This is a genomic window from Mesorhizobium sp. M1217, assembly GCF_040318275.1.
In the GTDB taxonomy this organism is placed as follows: Bacteria; Pseudomonadota; Alphaproteobacteria; order Rhizobiales; family Rhizobiaceae; genus Mesorhizobium.
The window spans coordinates 36957-53399 of sequence record NZ_JAMYMA010000024.1 but is presented as its reverse complement, the minus strand read 5'-3'; the positions used below and the strand labels follow the sequence as shown (position 1 = coordinate 53399).

Sequence of the window (16443 nt, the reverse complement as noted above, 5' to 3'; positions counted from 1 at the left end):
GAACACCCGATCCGCGGCCTGCCGCGGATCGCCAAAAACCAGGAGCCGCTTCGATGTCGCAGCGCAATGATCTGACGATCGATGAAGTCGTGAAGGATCCGATGATCCGCATGCTGATGAAGGCCGACCGCGTCGACCCGCGGTCTTTCGAGGCGATGCTGCGTGCGCTGGCGGACGAGCAGGCCGAGCGCCGCAACGCGCCGCGTCGCCCGCTGCAAGATTTCGGCTTTCTCGAAGATTCCGGCTCAACGCGCAGCCGGCGACTGTCCAGGGTGGCCAGGGCCTTTGGCCGGGCCAGAGCATCGGGCGAGGCGTGCATCTCATGGTAAACTTCTTCATTCATCGTCCGATCTTTGCGTCGGCGATCGCCATCATCATGGTGCTCGCCGGGGGCATTTGTTATTTTCTGCTGCCCGTCTCGCAGTTTCCCGACATCACGCCGCCCCAGGTCGTGGTCAGCGCACACTACCCGGGCGCCAGCGCGCAGGTTGTCGCCGACACGGTGACGACGCCGCTCGAACAGCAGATCAACGGCGTTCAGGGCATGACCTATATGTCGTCGTCGAGCTCCAATGACGGCTCCTCGACGATCACCATCACTTTCGAGGTCGGCTATTCCCTGAGCACCGCCGCCGTCGACGTCCAGAACCGCGTTTCGCAGGCGGCTTCCTCGTTGCCGGCCATCGTCAACCAGGGCGGCGTGACGATCAAGAAACAGAACCCGAACTTCGTCCTGATCGTCGACCTCACCTCCCCGGACGGCTCCGTCAACCCAGTCACTTTGAGCAATCTCGCCTACCTGCAGGTGGTCGATCCGCTGAAGCGCCTGCCTGGCGTCGGCGACGTGCAGATCTTCGGCGAGCGGCGCTATTCGATGCGCGTTTGGCTCGATCCCGACAAGCTCGCCAATCTCGGCATCACCGCCGTCGACGTGCAGAACGCCGTCGCCGAGCAGAACGTCCAGGTGGCGGCCGGCAAGATCGGGCAATCGCCGGCTCCGGCCGGCACCGCTTTCGAGATGCAGGTCAACGCCGTCGGCAGGCTGAGCGACCCCAAGGAGTTCGGCGACATCGTCGTGCGGGCCAATACCGCCAACGGCTCGTTGGTGCGGCTCCGCGACGTTGCGCGCATCGAGCTCGGCGCGCTGCAATATTCGTCGTCGGCCTTCTTCGGCAAGGACCCGACGGTGGTGCTCGCGGTCTACCAGATGCCGGGCTCCAACGCGCTCGATCTGCAGCAGCGCGTCAAGGACAAGATGCAGGAGCTGTCGGCCCGCTTCCCGAAGGGGGTCAGCTATGCCATGCATTACGATACGACACGTTTCGTATCGGCGTCTATGCATGACGTGCTGATCACGCTCGGCGAGGCGCTGGTCCTGGTCGTCGCGGTGGTGTTCATCTTCCTGCAAAGCTGGCGCACCACGATCATCCCGACGATCGCGATTCCGGTGTCGCTGGTGTCGACATTAGTCGTCATGTACATGTTCGGCTTCTCCCTGAACATGCTCAGCCTGCTCGGCATGGTGCTGGCGATCGGCCTCGTCGTCGACGACGCTATCGTCGTCGTCGAGAATGTCGAACGCCAGCTCGAGGCCGGCCTCAAACCGCTGGCTGCCACGCGTACGGCGATGGCCGAGGTCACCGGACCGATCATCGCCACGACCGCCGTGCTGATGGCCGTGTTTGTGCCGGTTGCCTTCATCCCCGGCGTTTCCGGCCGGCTCTACAACCAGTTTGCCCTGACGGTCGCGATCTCCTTCGGCATCTCGGCCTTTGTCTCGCTCACGCTTACTCCGGCGCTCAGCGCGGCGTTCCTGCGCCACCGGCCTGAAACGCAGTTCGTGCTGTTCCGCTGGTTCAACATGGGCTTCGAACGGCTGTCGCATGCGTATGCGAATGGCGTGCGCATTCTCATCCGTCTGCGCTGGATCATGCTTGGCCTGTTCGCGGCCGGACTTGTCGCGACCTATTTCGTCTGGCAGCGCCTGCCCTCGACCTTCCTTCCGGTCGAGGACCAGGGCTACTTCTTCGTCGTTATCCAGCTCCCCGACGGGGCCTCGCTGGAACGCACCGATGCAGTGGCGCAAAAGGCACGCGACATCCTGCAGAACACGCCCGGCGTCGACATTGTCGGCTCGATCAGCGGCTTGAACTTCCTGACCAGTGCCGCGCAGTCGAACTCGGCGGTCGAATTCGCCATCCTGAAGCCATGGGACGAACGCGGTCCCGACCAGAGCGCCTCGAAGCTCGTCGCCGACGTGCGCAACAAGCTGCTGCAAATTCCGGAGGCTTTTGCGCTGAGCTTCGACCCGCCGTCGATCCCGGGCATCGGCACCACCGGTGGCTTCGAGTTCCAGGTCGAAGATCTGACCGGCCGCGGCAGCGTGGCGCTCAACGATGCGACGCAAGCTGTGATTGCCGAGGCGCGCAAGCAGCCGGAGCTCAACCCACAGCAATTGTTCTCGTCGTTCTCGACCTCGACGCCGCAGTTCAACTACGATCTCGATCGCGCCAAGGCAAAGCTGCTCGGGCTCAACCTGCCGGACGTCTTCAACACGCTGCAGATCTATCTCGGCTCGCTTTATGTGAACGACTTCAACCTGTTTGGCCGCACCTTCCGGGTGACGATCCAGGCCGACAAGGACTCTCGAGCCGGTCCGGCCGACATTTCGCGGCTCTATGTCCGCAATGCGTCGGGTGGCATGGTGCCGCTGAGCACGCTGGGCAAGCTTGTGCCCATCGTCGGCCCCGAGACCGTGCCGCACTACAACAACAATGCGTCGGCCCTGATCAATGGCGGCGCCGCCCCCGGCTTTTCGTCCGGTCAGGCGGTGGCGGCAATGGAACGTGCCGCTGCCACGGCGTTGCCGAGAGATTTCGGCTACGAATGGACCGGCATCACCTATCAGGAGCTCAAGGCGGGATCGATCGCATCCGTCGTCTTCGGCCTCGCCATCGTCTTCGTTTTCCTCATCCTTGCCGCGCAATATGAGAGCTGGGCGATGCCGTTCATGGTGCTGCTGGCGGTGCCGCTCGCATTGTTCGGTGCGTTCGTCGTGCTGTGGCTGCGCGGCATGCAGATCGACGTCTACTCGCAGATCGGCTTCGTCATGCTGATCGGACTGGCGGCCAAGAACGCGATTCTGATCGTCGAGTTTGCCCGGCGCCGGCGCGAAGAAGGCCTCAGCATCGTCGACGCCGCGATGGAAGCGGCGCGGCTGCGGCTGCGGCCGATCCTGATGACCGCCTTCGCCTTCATCCTCGGCGTGCTGCCGCTGATGTTCGCCACAGGTGCGGGTGCCGCAAGCCGGCAGTCGATCGGCACCACCGTCTTTGGCGGCATGGTCGCGGCGACCATTCTGTCGCTGGTGTTCGTGCCGGTCTTCTATGCGGTGATCGAGCAGCTGCGCGAGCGCCGCAGCGAGAGCGAACCGGTCTCCGAAACGACTGAACAACCAACCGCCGAACCCGCCTTCGAGCCATTGGCCGAAGCGGCTGAATAGGACTGGAGAATCGATCATGCGTAAATGGAAAATCGCGCTGGGAACGGCCGTCGCCCTTGGGGCGATTTCGATGGCGAGCGTTCACTTGCTCGACATGGGCAGTCTCAGCCTCAACGCCGGCACAGCCGGGGCGGCAACACCCAAGCCGGAAGCCTTTGTCATGCCGGTGCCGGTGGTGAGCGTCGTCAAGAAGACGATCCCGATCTATCTCGACTATGCCGCTCGGGTGGAGCCGATCCGCAGCATCACGCTGCAGGCGCGCGTGCCGGGCTATCTACAGGAGCAGGTCGCCACCGACGGCAGCGACGTTGCGAAGGGCGACCTTCTCTACAAGATCGCCCCGGAGGATTTCCAGGCTGCCCTCGAGCAGGCGAAGGCGCTTATCCAGCGCGACACGGCAACACTCGACTATGCGCGCTCCAATCTCGGGCGCGGCAGCGAGCTCGCCAAGAGCGGCTATCTCGCCAAGGACGTGTTCGACCAGCGCACCAGCACCTTGCGCGAGGCTCAGGCCTCGCTCGCCGTGAACCAAGCCGCCTTGCGGACCGCCGAGCTCAATTTGAGCTATACCGAAATCCGTGCCCCGTTCGCGGGACGCATCGGACGCAGCCAGGCTTCCGTCGGAACGCTGGTCAGCGTTGCCGGCACGGTGCTCAACTCGCTGGTGCAGCTCGATCCGATCTACGTCACCTTCAATCCGAGCGAAACGGACCTGACCCAGATCGAGGAAGCTCGGGCTGCGGGACCGATCAGTGTCGACGTCCTGCTTCCCGGTGAAACCGAACCGCGCCAGAAGGGCGATCTTACCTTCATGGACAACACAATCGATCGCTCGACCGGCACGATCACGGCACGGGCGACGGTCGGCAACGGCAAATTCACGCTGCTGCCCGGGCAGTATGTCCGCGTCCGGCTGCACGTCAAAGAGCAGCCCGATGCGCTGATGGTGCCGCAGACGGCACTCGGCTCAGGCCAGCTCGGCAAATACCTCTATGTCGTCGGCAAGGACAACACCGTCGACCAGCGCATCGTTTCGCTCGGACCGACCAATGGCGATCAGGTGGCCATCTTGAGCGGCGTAGCCGAAGGCGACCAGGTGATCACCGGCAATCTGCAGAAGATCGGCCCGGGAATGCCGGTCTCGCCGCTACCCCAGAAACCGGCCACCTGATAACCCCCATCAGGTCCGGTCCCGCGGCGCCCTCGGCTCCCACGCCGAGGGCGCCGTTTTCTTGCTGAGCAGGGTCGGCAAGATTGGCCTCATCGGCGCACTCGGCCTTGGCAGGAGCCATGAAGGCGCAAATAGAGCGGGCCGTGACGTACCCATCTGCCGCAAGCTGCAGGCCAGCGGAGAACCTGAACCCGCAATTACCCTCTTGTTAGATTGTCGACAATCTGCTTGTGTAGCTTTTGGTCTCCTGGAGCACCGAATGGCGAAGCTGGATTTCAGTCCGATCGCGGATACGACACGCCGGGCCGAGATCGTGGCGCTGCTCCGGCGCGCGATCCTGACCGGCCAGTTAGAGCCAGGACAAAAACTCAACGAACTCAGGATTTCCGAGCAGATGCGGGTGAGTCGTGCGCCGCTGCGTGAGGCGATGCGCGAGCTGGTGCAGGAAGGCATCCTGACCAGCATCCCCTACGCCGGAACCTTCGTCATCGACGTTACCGCCAAGGACATCGACGATGCCTATTCGCTCAACAAGGTGCTGGACGAATTCGCCATCGAGCGGACCTGGCCGCTTCGCGACCAGCGCTTCTTCGACGAGATCGACCGGCGGCATGCGGCGGTGAAGCAGGCGACGCGCGAGTTGGACACGACGCGGCAGATCGAAACGGCGCTGCAACTGCATGGACTGATCCACGAATGGGCCGACAACTCGGTGCTGCTGGAAACCTGGCAGCGGCTGGCCAGCCGGCTGCAGATGTATTTTGCGCTGCACCAGCGGGCCCGCAACGAGCCGGTGCCTGCCGAAGACGCTCACGAAACCTATGTGCAGTTGCTCCAGGGCAGCGACATGCGCGCTGCCCAGCGCCACGCCAAGGAGCATATCGATTTGGATTTCGAGGAACTGCTCGCCTATGCGCGCGGGCTGGAAGAGCGCGGCTCAAAGGGCGCCGGTGCCGATCGTAGCGGCCGGCCCGAAGGCGGTTGAAACCGACAAGTTTGGCGGGTCATCCCGGAACATAGGCAACGGACAGAAAACGTGCAGATCAAAACCATCAAAGCCTACCATGTCGTGCAGCCCTTCGTTGACGGGCCTTATCGTATGTCCAAGGGGCGCGTCGCCGATGCGTTCGACGCGGTGATTGTCGCCGTCATCGCAGATAGCGGGCTCACCGGCTGGGGCGAGATGGCGCCGCTCGGCAATTTTTATTCACCGGCGTTCGCCGCCGGCACGCGCGCCGGCGTCGTCGAGATCGCGCCGCATCTCATGGGCCATGACCCACGCGGGCTTGCCGGGATCAACAGGCTCATGGATACGGTGTTCAAGGGCCATCCCTACGTCAAGTCGGCGCTCGACATGGCATGCTCGGATCTCGCGGCGCGCGCCGCCGACGTGCCGCTGGTTACGTTGCTTGGCGGACGCGAGAGCGAGACGGCCGAACTCTACAAGGTCGTCACCCATGGCACGGTCGACGCGATGGCTGCACTTGCCAAGCGCATCGTCAAAGACGGCTTTCATCGACTGCAGGTCAAGGTCGGCGGCAACGTCCATGACGACATCGAACGCGTCACAGCCGTCGCCGCCGCGGTGCCGAAGGGCACCGTCATCTTCTGCGACGCCAATGCCGGCTGGACGCCTTACCAGGCACGCCAGTTCGTGGATGCGACGCGCACCATCGACTACACGTTCGAACAGCCCTGCACGACGATCGACGAATGCATGTCGGTGCGCCGCTCGCTTGACAAACCGATGGTGCTCGACGAATCCGTCGCCTCGCTGGACGACATGCTCGACATCCACCGCAAGCGCGCTGCCGACGGGCTGACGCTGAAGATCTCGCGGCTCGGAGGAGTGACCAAAACGCGCCAAATCCGCGACCTCGCCGTCGATCTCGGCTTCATGATCACCGTCGAGGACACTGGCGGCGCCGAGATCGACACATCGGCCATGGCGCATCTGTCGCTGTCGACGCCCGAGGAGCGCCGGCTGCACGCCATCGCCTTCCACGAATGGGTGACGGTGCGCACCGCATCCAATATGCCGCCGGTCTCGGGCAGCCGCATGGGCATTCCGGACGGGCCGGGACTTGGCATCGATGTCGTTCCCGACCTGCTCGGCGCGCCCTTCTTCGAGATCGGCAGCTGAGGTAGAGACCGCGCCACCTCAAGGCAACGTCGAGCAACCCGCATCGGTCGGCGCCGTCCGGCTACCTGCAGAGGTCGTGCCCTGACCGGCAGCTGACCCCAAGCGATCGGCCATTCCAGAGCGGGAATGTCCCAATTGCAGGTTGAAATATTTTTCATTTGGAAATAGGAATGTTCAAAACGTTGATTTGGACGCTGCGGCGCGTCAAGAACTGGAGGAAGCGACATGTCCCATCCGCAATTTGCAGCGGAACTTCTGCAGCGCGCTGAACAGCAGGGGCCGATCACCATCGGGCTTGCCGGCGCCGGTCAGATGGGCACCGACATCGTCGTCCAGGTGGCACTGATGCCGGGCATGCGGATCGGCGCTATTTCCGAGGTCAGGCCGCAGGCAGCGATCGACGCGGCGCTGCTCGCTGGCCACGACCGTTCCGACATCGTCCAGGCCGGCAATGCGGCGGCGATCGACCGCGCCATCGAGGCCGGCAAGATTGCGGTGACCGAAGATTTGCACGCGCTGGCGGCGGCCGGCCGGATCGACGTCATCATCGACGCGACGGGCAATCCCAATATCGGCACGCTGTTCGCGCTGGAAGTGATGAAGAACGGCAAGCACATCGTCATGCTCAATGTCGAGGCCGACATCACGATCGGCCGCTTCCTCAAGGACGAGGCACGCAAGGCCGGCGTCGTCTATACCGGTGCCGCCGGCGACGAGCCGGCCTGCACGCTGGAGATCATCGGCTTTGCCAAAAGCCTCGGCTTCAACATCATCGCCGCCGGCAAGGGCAAGAACAATCCGCTGAAGATCGACGCCATGCCGGCCGATTACGAGAAAGAAGCGGCCGAGCGCAACATGAATGCGCGCATGCTGGTCGAATTCGTCGACGGCTCGAAGACGGCCATCGAAATGGTGGCGATCGCCAATGCCACCGGCCTGGTGCCCGACGTGCCGGGCATGCACGGCCCAACCGCAACGCTGGAGGAGCTCGCCAGCGTGCTCTGCCCGCGCGAGGATGGCGGCGTGCTGCATCGCAAGGGCGTGGTCGATTATTCGATCGGCAAGGGCGTGGCGCCCGGCGTGTTCTGCATCATCGAGACCCAGCATCCGCGCGTGCTGGAGCGCATGATCGACCTCAAGGTCGGCAAAGGCCCCTATTTCACGATCTTCCGGCCCTATCATCTGACCAGCCTGGAAGTGCCGCTGTCGGCGGCGCGCGCCGTCGTCTACAAACGGGCCGACATGGAGCCGCTCGACCGTCCGGTCGCCGAGGCGGTGGCGGTTGCCAAGAGCGATCTTGGCGTCGGCCAGTCGCTCGGCATGATCGGCGAGAACGACTATCGCGGCTTCGCCATGACATGGGAAGATGCACGCGCCCGGGGCGCGCTGCCGCTCGGCCTTGCCGAACGGGCCAAGGTGGTCAAGCCGCTCAAGATCGGCGATTTCCTGACCTATGAAAATTGTGTACCCGACGATTCGATGGTGATAACCCAGATCCGCCGTCGTCTCGATCAGTCGGACGGACGGTTCGCTACCAACGCGGCTTGACCCCGCCGGATCTCCGCCTGATGGACGATATCGTAATCGGGATCGACGCCTCGACCACGGCCGTGAAGGCGATTGCCTTCACCCGCGACGGCGAGGAGCTGTTCCAGGCGCGCGAGACTTATCCGCTTTCAAATCCGAAGCCCAGCCATTTCGAGCAGGACGCCGAACATTGGTGGACGGCGCTGCTTGGCGCATTGAAGCAGGTCACTGAGGCGGTCGGCGCTTTCCGCGTGGCGGCGATCTCCATTGCCCACCAGCGCGAGACCTTCACGCTGGTCGACAGCGCCGGCAAACCACTTATTCCGGCGATCCTGTGGCTGGACGAACGCGCCCGGCCGCAGGTTATCAGGCTTTCGGCCGAACTCGGCCGCGAGGCGATCCGCGACTGGAGCGGCAAGCCGCCGGACCCGACGCCGGCGCTCTACGCCATCGCCTGGCTTGCCGAACACCAGCCTCAGGTGCTTCACCAGGCAGCGGCACTGGTCGACGTGCACGGTTTCTTCGTCCAGCGGCTGACCGGGCGATTGGTCACCAGCACCGCAAGTGCGGATCCGCTCGGGCTCCTCGACGTCGAGAGAGGTACCTGGCATCCCCGCCTCGTTGCGGCCGCCGGACTGCAGATGGAGCAATTGCCCGACCTGGTCGCGCCGGGCGCAATTTGCGGCGGGCTTTCCGCAACCGCGGCGCAACTGACCGGCCTGAGGGCCGGCACGCCGGTCGTTGCCGGCGCTGGGGACGGCCAGGCGATGGGCCTCGGCATGGGCGTCTACGGCGAAGGCAAGAGCTATCTCTCGCTCGGCTCCGGCGTGGTCAGCGGCTGCTATTCCGGCAAGGTGAAAACCTCGGACGCCTTTCGCACGCTGGTCTCGCCGACCGGTTCCGGTTTCATGCTGGAGACAGTGCTGCGTTCGGGCATGCAACTGGTCGACTGGATTATCCGCACGACCGGTTCGCCGTCGGCGGCAGCACTGGAGAAAGCGGCGCTGGAGGTTGCCGCTGGCAGCGAGGGCCTGCTCGTCATGCCCTATTGGGCCGGCGTCATGAGCCCCTATTGGGATGGTGCCGCGCGTGGCGCCATTGTCGGCCTGTCGCTCGACCACCGGCCGGAGCATCTTTTCCGCGCTGTCCTGGAAGGCATCGCCTTCGAGCAGGCCGTTGCCACCGAGGCCATGGAAGCCCAGGCCGGCGGACAGGCGGCGATGATTGCCGCCGGCGGCGGCACCAATTGCGTACTCCTCATGCAGATCATGGCAAGCGTGCTCGAGCGGCCGATCTCGGTTTCGCCGGTCAACGAAGCCGCCGCACTCGGCGCCGCCATGCTGGCGGCCGCCGCGGTCGGCTGGTTTGCCTCGCCGGAAGCCGCCGCAAAGGCAATGGCTGCCGCTCCCACCATGCATGTCGACCCGGTCGATGGACTTGTTGCCGGCTATCGCGGCCGCAAGGCAATCTACCGCGATCTCTATCAAGCGACGCGCGATATCCACGTGCGGCTGAGTGCTCTCAACGCGACTAGCGGTTGAGCAGCCCCTTTGCCGCATCCTCGTCGGTGATCAGAACCGATACCTTGGTGTTGGCGAGTGCTGCCCGCATGATGGCAATCTTTTCCTGCCCTCCCGACACCAGGATGATGCTCGGGATATCCGACAGATCCTGCAGCGGATAGGCACAGACGCGGCGGTTCACCTCGTGGTCGACCGGGCGGCCCTCGGCGTCGATGAAATGACACAGAATATCGCCGACGGCGCCGGCCGCCTGCAGTTCCTCGAGTTCGCTTGGCTTGATGAAGCCGTAATTGGCGATCGGGCTGTCGTTGGAAAACGAGCCGACGCTGAGCACGGCAATGTTTGCCCGGCGTGCACGGAAGACAACGTCCTGAACGCTGCGCTGGCTCATGAACGCGTCGCGCTGTTCCGGCCGGTCGGCATAGACCGGCACCGGCAGCAGGAAGCACTCCGCACCGATCTTCTCGGCGAAATCCCAGGCGCTTTCTGTCGGGTTGAGCGGCTGTGCATGGGTCAGGCCGCCAAGCATCGAAACCACCGTGGTCCTGGCGATAGGCCGCCTTGACAACTCATTGATGGCGAATTTCAGCGTCCGCCCCCAGCCCAGCGCAATGACATCGCCGGCATTCACATGGTCGGCCAGATAGGCGGCGGCGGCGTGGCCGATCATCAGCGGTGCGTTGCTTCGGTCGGCAGCCGACGGCACCACAACAGCCTGGCTGAGCCCGAACCTCTGCTTGAGGCTTTCCTCCAAAACCACGCATTCGACGACGCTGTCGCGGATGCGAAACTGGACGACACCCTCTTCGCGGGCGGCTGAGAGAATGCGATGTACCTTGATGCGGCCGACGCCAAGAATTTCGGAAATCCGCTCCTGTGTAAGACCCTCGACATAATAGTGCCAGGCGGCGCGGGCCTTGAGTTCGGCGTCGGGAAAGCGCGAGGCTCTTTCGTTCTCTACGATCGTCATCTGTTTGCCTTGCCGCAGCCGCCGGCTCTGCTCATGATATTCCAATCCGGCGACTTCGAAATGCCCAAGATTTCCGAGACCTTGCGTAAGGCAAACCGGCGGACAGCGCAAACCGTCGTCGAATGAAACGGCAGGCCTTGACAATTTTCCGACGAACAGTTTAGCTGAACAAAATTGCATGTTAAAGATAAATTGTTCACATGGAGGGGCCTGGTGAACAAAGTGGCCCGGTGATGCAGCGCCGGATTGCTGTGGAGGAGACGAAGTGGCTGTGAGCAACGACGCAAGCGAGTTGAAAGCAGGCTCTGGTACGCAGGCCACGACGGGCGCAAAGTTTTCGGCTGTCTTTGCCGGAACCATGGGCCCGCTGATCGGGCTGGTCCTGCTGTGCCTGGCGCTCTCGCTGACCACCGATACGTTCCTGACCATCCGCAACATCCTCAACGTGCTCGACCAGGTTACCGTACTCGGCATCATGGCGATCGGCATGACGCTGGTCATCCTGATCGGCGGCATCGACCTGTCCGTTGGCTCGGTGCTGGCGCTGGCTTCCATGGTGATGGGCTTCGTCGCCCATCCGGACTATCTCAATCTCGGCCTGCCGGCCGGCATCGCCGCAGCCCTCGTCGTCGCCGGCCTTTGCGGGCTGGTTTCGGGCCTGCTGGTGACGGTCACCAAGCTGCCGCCCTTCATCGCCACGCTGGCCATGATGTCGGTGGCGCGCGGTCTCGCCAATATGATCACCGACGGCTCGCAGATCGTCGGCTTTCCCGACTGGTTCACCAGCCTGTCGATCATCCGCCATTTCGGCTTCCTGTCGGTCACCGTCGGGCTGATGATCGTGCTTGCCGTCATTTTCGCGATCTTCCTGAATTATCGCGCCACCGGCCGCAGCCTCTACGCAATCGGCGGCAGCGCCGAAGTCGCCCGGCTGTCCGGCATACCGGTCAGGTCGCTGACAAACTGGGTCTATACGATCTGCGCCGTGCTGGCCGGTCTCGCCGGCATCGTGCTTGCCGCCCGGCTCGATTCCGTCCAGCCGAGCTCCGGCCTTGGCTACGAGCTCGACACCATCGCGGCGGTGGTTATCGGCGGCGCCAGCCTGTCGGGCGGCGTCGGTTCGATCGGCGGCACCGCCATCGGCGTCCTCATCATCGGCGTGCTGCGCAACGGGCTGAACCTGCTCGGTGTCTCGCCCTTCATCCAGCAAGTGGTTATCGGCGTGGTGATCGCGCTGGCGGTGGCCACCGACACCTGGCGGCGCAGAGCACAATGAAAAATGGGGCACAATGAAGAATTGGGCTCAATGAGATTCACCCGGATATTCGGGCGAAAACGGATCGGTGATCCGAAACTGGGAGTTGTTCGGCCACGGGGCGCCGCGATGCGCGGGCAGGACAGATTGAACATCAACGGAGGAATAACATGCTGACTAAACGTTCATTGCTGCTTGCCGCCGCGGCCATCATCCCGCTGCTTAGCCTGTCCGACATGGCCTCGGCCAAGGAAGCCAAGAAGCTCGGCCTCGCCGTCGCCAATCTGCAGGCCGACTTCTTCAACCAGATCAAGCAGTCCGTCGAAGCCTACGGCAAGGAAAAGGGCATCGAGGTCGTCACCGTCGACGCCAAGGGCGATTCGGCGACCCAGGTCAGCCAGGTGCAGGATCTGATCACGCAGAATATCGATGCGCTGATCTACATTCCGGCCGGCGCCACCGCCGCCACCGTGCCGACCAAGACGGCCAAGGCTGCCAGCATCCCAGTCATCAATGTCGACCGCAACGCCGACGGCGCGCCCGGCGACACCTTCATCGCCACCAATAGCGTGGCATCGGCGAAAGCGGTTTGCGACTACATCGCCAAGCAGGCCGGCGGCAAGGGCGAGCTGATCATCATCCACGGCCAGAAGGGTACGACGCCCGAGGTCGATCGCTCGAAGGGCTGCGGCGAAGCGCTGAAGGGCTATCCCGACATCAAGGTCGTCGGCGAATTGTGGAGCGAAGGCTGGCACCAGGACGAAGGTTTCAAGCTGACGCAGGATCTGTTGCAGTCGCATCCCGACGTGTCGATCGTCATCGGCCAGGCCGATGCGCTGGCGCTCGGTGCGGCGCAGGCGGTCAAGGTCGCCAATCCCGGCCACAAGGTCTGGGTTGCCGGCTTCGACGGCGACGTGGCGGCGCTCAAGGCGCTGAAGGACGGCGTCTTCGACGTGACGGCGACGCAGCAGACCCAGGGCATGGGCCGGCTTGCCGTCGATGCGGCAATCAAGCTGGTGGCCGGCGAGACCATTCCCGCAGAACAGCTGCAGGATGCGACGCTGACCACCAAGGACAATGTCGAGCAGTTCATCGCCAAGCATCCCTGATTTAGACCAGTCCGGCAGTCGACGAGCGCAACAATGTCCACCGAACCTCGCCACACGCACAGCCCCAATCTGGGTCTCGTCGTCAGCGGCCTCTGCAAAAGCTACGGACCGGTGCAGGTCCTGGCCGATGCGAGCTTCGAGGTGCGGCCGGGCGAGGTCGTGGCGCTGCTTGGCGAAAACGGCGCCGGCAAGTCCACCGTCTCGAACATCATCGCCGGGTCGACCAAGCCCGATGCCGGCACCATCACCTGGCGGGGGAACGCTTATTCCCCCGCCAATCCTGCCGCGGCGATCGACGCCGGCATCGGCATGATCCACCAGGAGCTGAAGCTGCTGCCGGATCTGTCGGTCGCCGAAAACGTCTATGTCGGGCGCCTGCCGATGCGCGGCGGCCGCATCGACCGCGCGGCAATGAATGCACGGGCATCAGCCCAGTTGAAGCGCCTCGGGCTCGATGTCTCGCCCGAGCGCAAGGTGCGCACGCTGCGTATCGCCGCCCAGCAGCAGGTCGAGATTGCCAAGGCGCTGACGCTCAATGCCGAGCTGCTGATCTTCGATGAACCGACGGCCGCCCTTGGCGGCGAGGAAACGGAGCTCCTGTTCCAGCAAATCCGCAAGCTCAAGGCGGAAGGCATGTCCTTCATCTATATCAGCCACCGGCTGGACGAAATCGCCCAAATCGCCGACCGTGTGGTGGTGATGCGCGACGGGCGCATCGTCGCGCGGCACGAGCGCGCCGACATTCCGGTGCGCACCGTTGTCGAGCAGATGGTCGGCCGCAGCGTCGAGCGGATGTTCCCGACTTTGTCGGCGCCCCGCAACGACACGCTGCTCGAGGTCGAGAACCTGTCCTCGCCGGAACGCAGTTTTCAAAATGTCAGCTTTTCGGTGCGGGCCGGCGAAATCCTCGGCATTGCCGGGCTGATCGGCGCCGGCCGCACGGAGCTGGTGAGGGCGATCGCCGGCGCCGACCCGATCTCATCCGGCTCGGTGCGCGTCGCCGGCAAGCCGGTGCATCTCAATGGGCCGGCGGCGGCGATCAAGGCCGGCGTCGTGCTCGTGCCGGAAGACCGCAAGGCGCAAGGCGTGGTGCTCGACCAGACGATCGGCGAGAATCTGGCGATCGGCAATTTCGACCATGTCGCGCCGAATGGCTGGGTGTTCCCGAAGGCGGTGCAGAAATTCGCCGAGGCCGGTATTCGCCGGCTCGGCGTCAAAGGCCGGCCGAACCAGGCGGTCAGCAAGCTTTCAGGCGGCAACCAGCAGAAGGTGATCATTGCCAAATGGGTGTCGCGCCCGCCCAAGGTGTTTATCCTGGACGAGCCGACGCGCGGCATCGACGTTGGTGCCCGCGCCGCGATCTACGATGTCATCGCCGACCTTGCCCGTTCCGGCATGGCGGTGGTGGTGGTGAGTTCCGACCTCGAGGAAGTGCTCGGCCTGTCGCATCGCGTGCTCGTGCTGAGCCGCGGCCGTCAGCGCGGCATTCTCGACCGCAGTGATGCGAGCAATGTCGCCGTCATGGAACTCGCCACAAGCTAGGACAGCCCATCGAAACAAAGCGCAGCAGGTGGTATCCTCCCGGGCACCAGACCGCGCGGGGCGCCAGCAACAGAGTTGGCGCCCCTTTATTTCCGGAGGACGGCGGTTGGAGGAGAGGGACCGACGATGAAACTATTCGATCTTCATGGTGACGTGGCACTTGTGACAGGCGCCGGCAGCGGCATCGGGCAAGCAATCGCCATCGGCCTGGCCGAGGCCGGCGCCGACATAGCCTGCTTCGGCCACGCCTCCAAAGGCGGGCTGGAGGAGACCGCACACCAGATCACAGCACGCGGCCGCAAGGCACTGGTGCTGACCGGCACGGTGACTTCAGAGGCCGATCTCGCGGCCGCGATCGAGCGTACGGAGCAGGAACTCGGCGCGTTGACCATCGCAGTCAACAATGCCGGCGTCGCCGGAGCTGAGCCGGCAGAGACGCTGTCGCTGGAAAAGTGGCAGAAGCTCTATGACGTCAATGTCAGCGGCGTGTTCCTGTCCTGCCAGGCCGAGGCCCGTGCCATGCTGACGCGGCGCAAGGGCTCGATCATCAACATCGCCTCGATGTCGGGCTCGATTGTCAACCGCGGCCTGACCCAGGCGCATTACAACTCGTCGAAGGCCGCGGTCATCCACATGTCGAAGAGCCTCGCCATGGAATGGGCCGATCGCGGTCTACGCGTCAACGTCGTCAGCCCCGGCTATACGCTGACCCCGATGAACAAGCGACCGGAGGTCGCCGACCAGGTCAGGATCTTCGAGCGCGACACGCCGATGGGCCGCATGGCGGCGCCGGAAGAGATGGTCGGCCCGACCGTGTTCCTGGCCAGCCGCGCCGCGAGTTTCGTCACCGGCATCGACCTGATCGTCGATGGCGGCTTCGTCTGCTGGTAGGAGAAAAAATGCAGAAGCGATTCCAGGGAAAAACGGCGGTCATCACCGGCGCGAGCGGCGGCATTGGCGCGGCAATGGCCAGGCGCTTCGCCGTGGAAGGTGCTGCGGTCGTCGTCAGCGCCATCGACGCGCGCGTTGAAGAGGTTGCCGCCGATCTGAAGACTGCGGGCGCCAAGGTTGCGTGGATGCGCATGGACGTGACCAAAAAGGAAGAGGTCGTCGCGCTTTACGACCTGGCCGAGCAACAATTCGGCCGCGTCGACATCTCAGTGCAGAATGCCGGTGTCATCACCATCGCCAGGATCGAGGCGATGACCGAGGCAGAATGGGACAAGGTGATGGCGGTCAACACCAAGGGCGTGTTCCTGTGCTGCCAGGAGGCGATCGCGCGCATCCGCAAGCATGGCGATGGCGGCCGGCTGATCAACACCGCATCCGGCCAGGCGCGGCAGGGCTTTATCTACACGCCGCATTATGCGGCCTCGAAATTCGGCGTCGTCGGCATCACCCAGAGCCTCGCCAAGGAAGTAGCGAAGGAGAAGATCACCGTCAACGCGATCTGCCCCGGCATCATCGACACCGATATGTGGGCCTATAACGATGCCGCATGGGGCAAGTTGATGGGCGACTACAAGCCCGGCGAGCTGATGGCCGAATGGGTGGAGAACATCCCGATGGGCCGCGCCGGCAGCGGCGAGGACGTCTCCGGCCTGGTCAGCTTTCTCGCCAGCGACGATGCGGCCTATATCACCGGGCAGACCATCAATGTCGATGGCGGCCTGATCATGTCGTAAGATACGACACAGGCCA

The 16443-nt window shown here is 64.0% G+C and carries 13 protein-coding genes; 12 read left to right on the top strand and 1 reads right to left on the bottom strand.

The window, feature by feature from the left end:
- The first annotated feature begins 53 nt into the window (after positions 1-53).
- From NKH37_RS29995 to NKH37_RS29965, 7 genes are all read left to right on the top strand, one after another.
- A complete protein-coding gene (locus NKH37_RS29995) occupies positions 54-329 on the top strand; it encodes a hypothetical protein (protein WP_023716802.1) in 276 nt (91 codons plus the stop codon).
- The gene (locus tag NKH37_RS29990; RefSeq protein ID WP_023716801.1) at positions 323-3502 is read left to right on the top strand and encodes an efflux RND transporter permease subunit; all 3180 of its coding nucleotides are present in this window, start codon (positions 323-325) and stop codon (positions 3500-3502) included. Before NKH37_RS29995 ends, NKH37_RS29990 begins: the two co-directional genes overlap by 7 nt.
- 16 nt (positions 3503-3518) lie before the next feature.
- Entirely contained in the window at positions 3519-4673 is a 1155-nt protein-coding gene (locus NKH37_RS29985) for an efflux RND transporter periplasmic adaptor subunit (RefSeq protein ID WP_352639057.1), read from the top strand.
- A gap of 259 nt (positions 4674-4932) precedes the next feature.
- Entirely contained in the window at positions 4933-5658 is a 726-nt protein-coding gene (locus NKH37_RS29980; RefSeq protein WP_023716799.1) for a GntR family transcriptional regulator, read from the top strand.
- 51 nt (positions 5659-5709) lie between these two features.
- Positions 5710-6816: a mandelate racemase/muconate lactonizing enzyme family protein gene (locus NKH37_RS29975; protein WP_352484096.1), complete on the top strand. Its 1107-nt coding sequence runs from the start codon at positions 5710-5712 to the stop codon at positions 6814-6816.
- Positions 6817-7041: 225 nt separating this feature from the next.
- Positions 7042-8364: an NAD(P)H-dependent oxidoreductase gene (locus NKH37_RS29970; protein ID WP_023716797.1), complete on the top strand. Its 1323-nt coding sequence runs from the start codon at positions 7042-7044 to the stop codon at positions 8362-8364.
- A gap of 20 nt (positions 8365-8384) precedes the next feature.
- Positions 8385-9884 carry a xylulokinase gene (locus NKH37_RS29965; RefSeq protein ID WP_353042170.1) on the top strand — a complete coding sequence of 500 codons (1500 nt, stop codon included), beginning with the start codon at positions 8385-8387 and terminating at the stop codon, positions 9882-9884.
- On the opposite strand, the gene NKH37_RS29960 is transcribed toward NKH37_RS29965, so the two are convergent.
- Positions 9874-10836: a sugar-binding transcriptional regulator gene (locus NKH37_RS29960; protein ID WP_353042168.1), complete on the bottom strand. Its 963-nt coding sequence runs from the start codon at positions 10834-10836 to the stop codon at positions 9874-9876. The genes NKH37_RS29965 and NKH37_RS29960 overlap by 11 nt on opposite strands.
- Before the next feature lie 292 nt (positions 10837-11128).
- On the opposite strand from NKH37_RS29960, the gene NKH37_RS29955 reads away from it, so the two are divergent.
- From NKH37_RS29955 to NKH37_RS29935, 5 genes are all read left to right on the top strand, one after another.
- The gene (locus NKH37_RS29955; protein ID WP_198030454.1) at positions 11129-12112 is read left to right on the top strand and encodes an ABC transporter permease; all 984 of its coding nucleotides are present in this window, start codon (positions 11129-11131) and stop codon (positions 12110-12112) included.
- A gap of 149 nt (positions 12113-12261) precedes the next feature.
- Complete coding sequence (locus NKH37_RS29950) at positions 12262-13200, top strand: sugar ABC transporter substrate-binding protein (RefSeq protein ID WP_352484098.1); 939 nt, start codon at positions 12262-12264, stop codon at positions 13198-13200.
- Between the two features lie 33 nt (positions 13201-13233).
- A complete protein-coding gene (locus NKH37_RS29945) occupies positions 13234-14742 on the top strand; it encodes a sugar ABC transporter ATP-binding protein (protein WP_023716792.1) in 1509 nt (502 codons plus the stop codon).
- Positions 14743-14868: 126 nt separating this feature from the next.
- Entirely contained in the window at positions 14869-15633 is a 765-nt protein-coding gene (locus tag NKH37_RS29940) for an SDR family oxidoreductase (protein WP_352493993.1), read from the top strand.
- An 8-nt stretch (positions 15634-15641) separates the two neighbouring features.
- The gene (locus NKH37_RS29935) at positions 15642-16427 is read left to right on the top strand and encodes an SDR family oxidoreductase (RefSeq protein WP_352484100.1); all 786 of its coding nucleotides are present in this window, start codon (positions 15642-15644) and stop codon (positions 16425-16427) included.
- Positions 16428-16443: the final 16 nt, after the last annotated feature.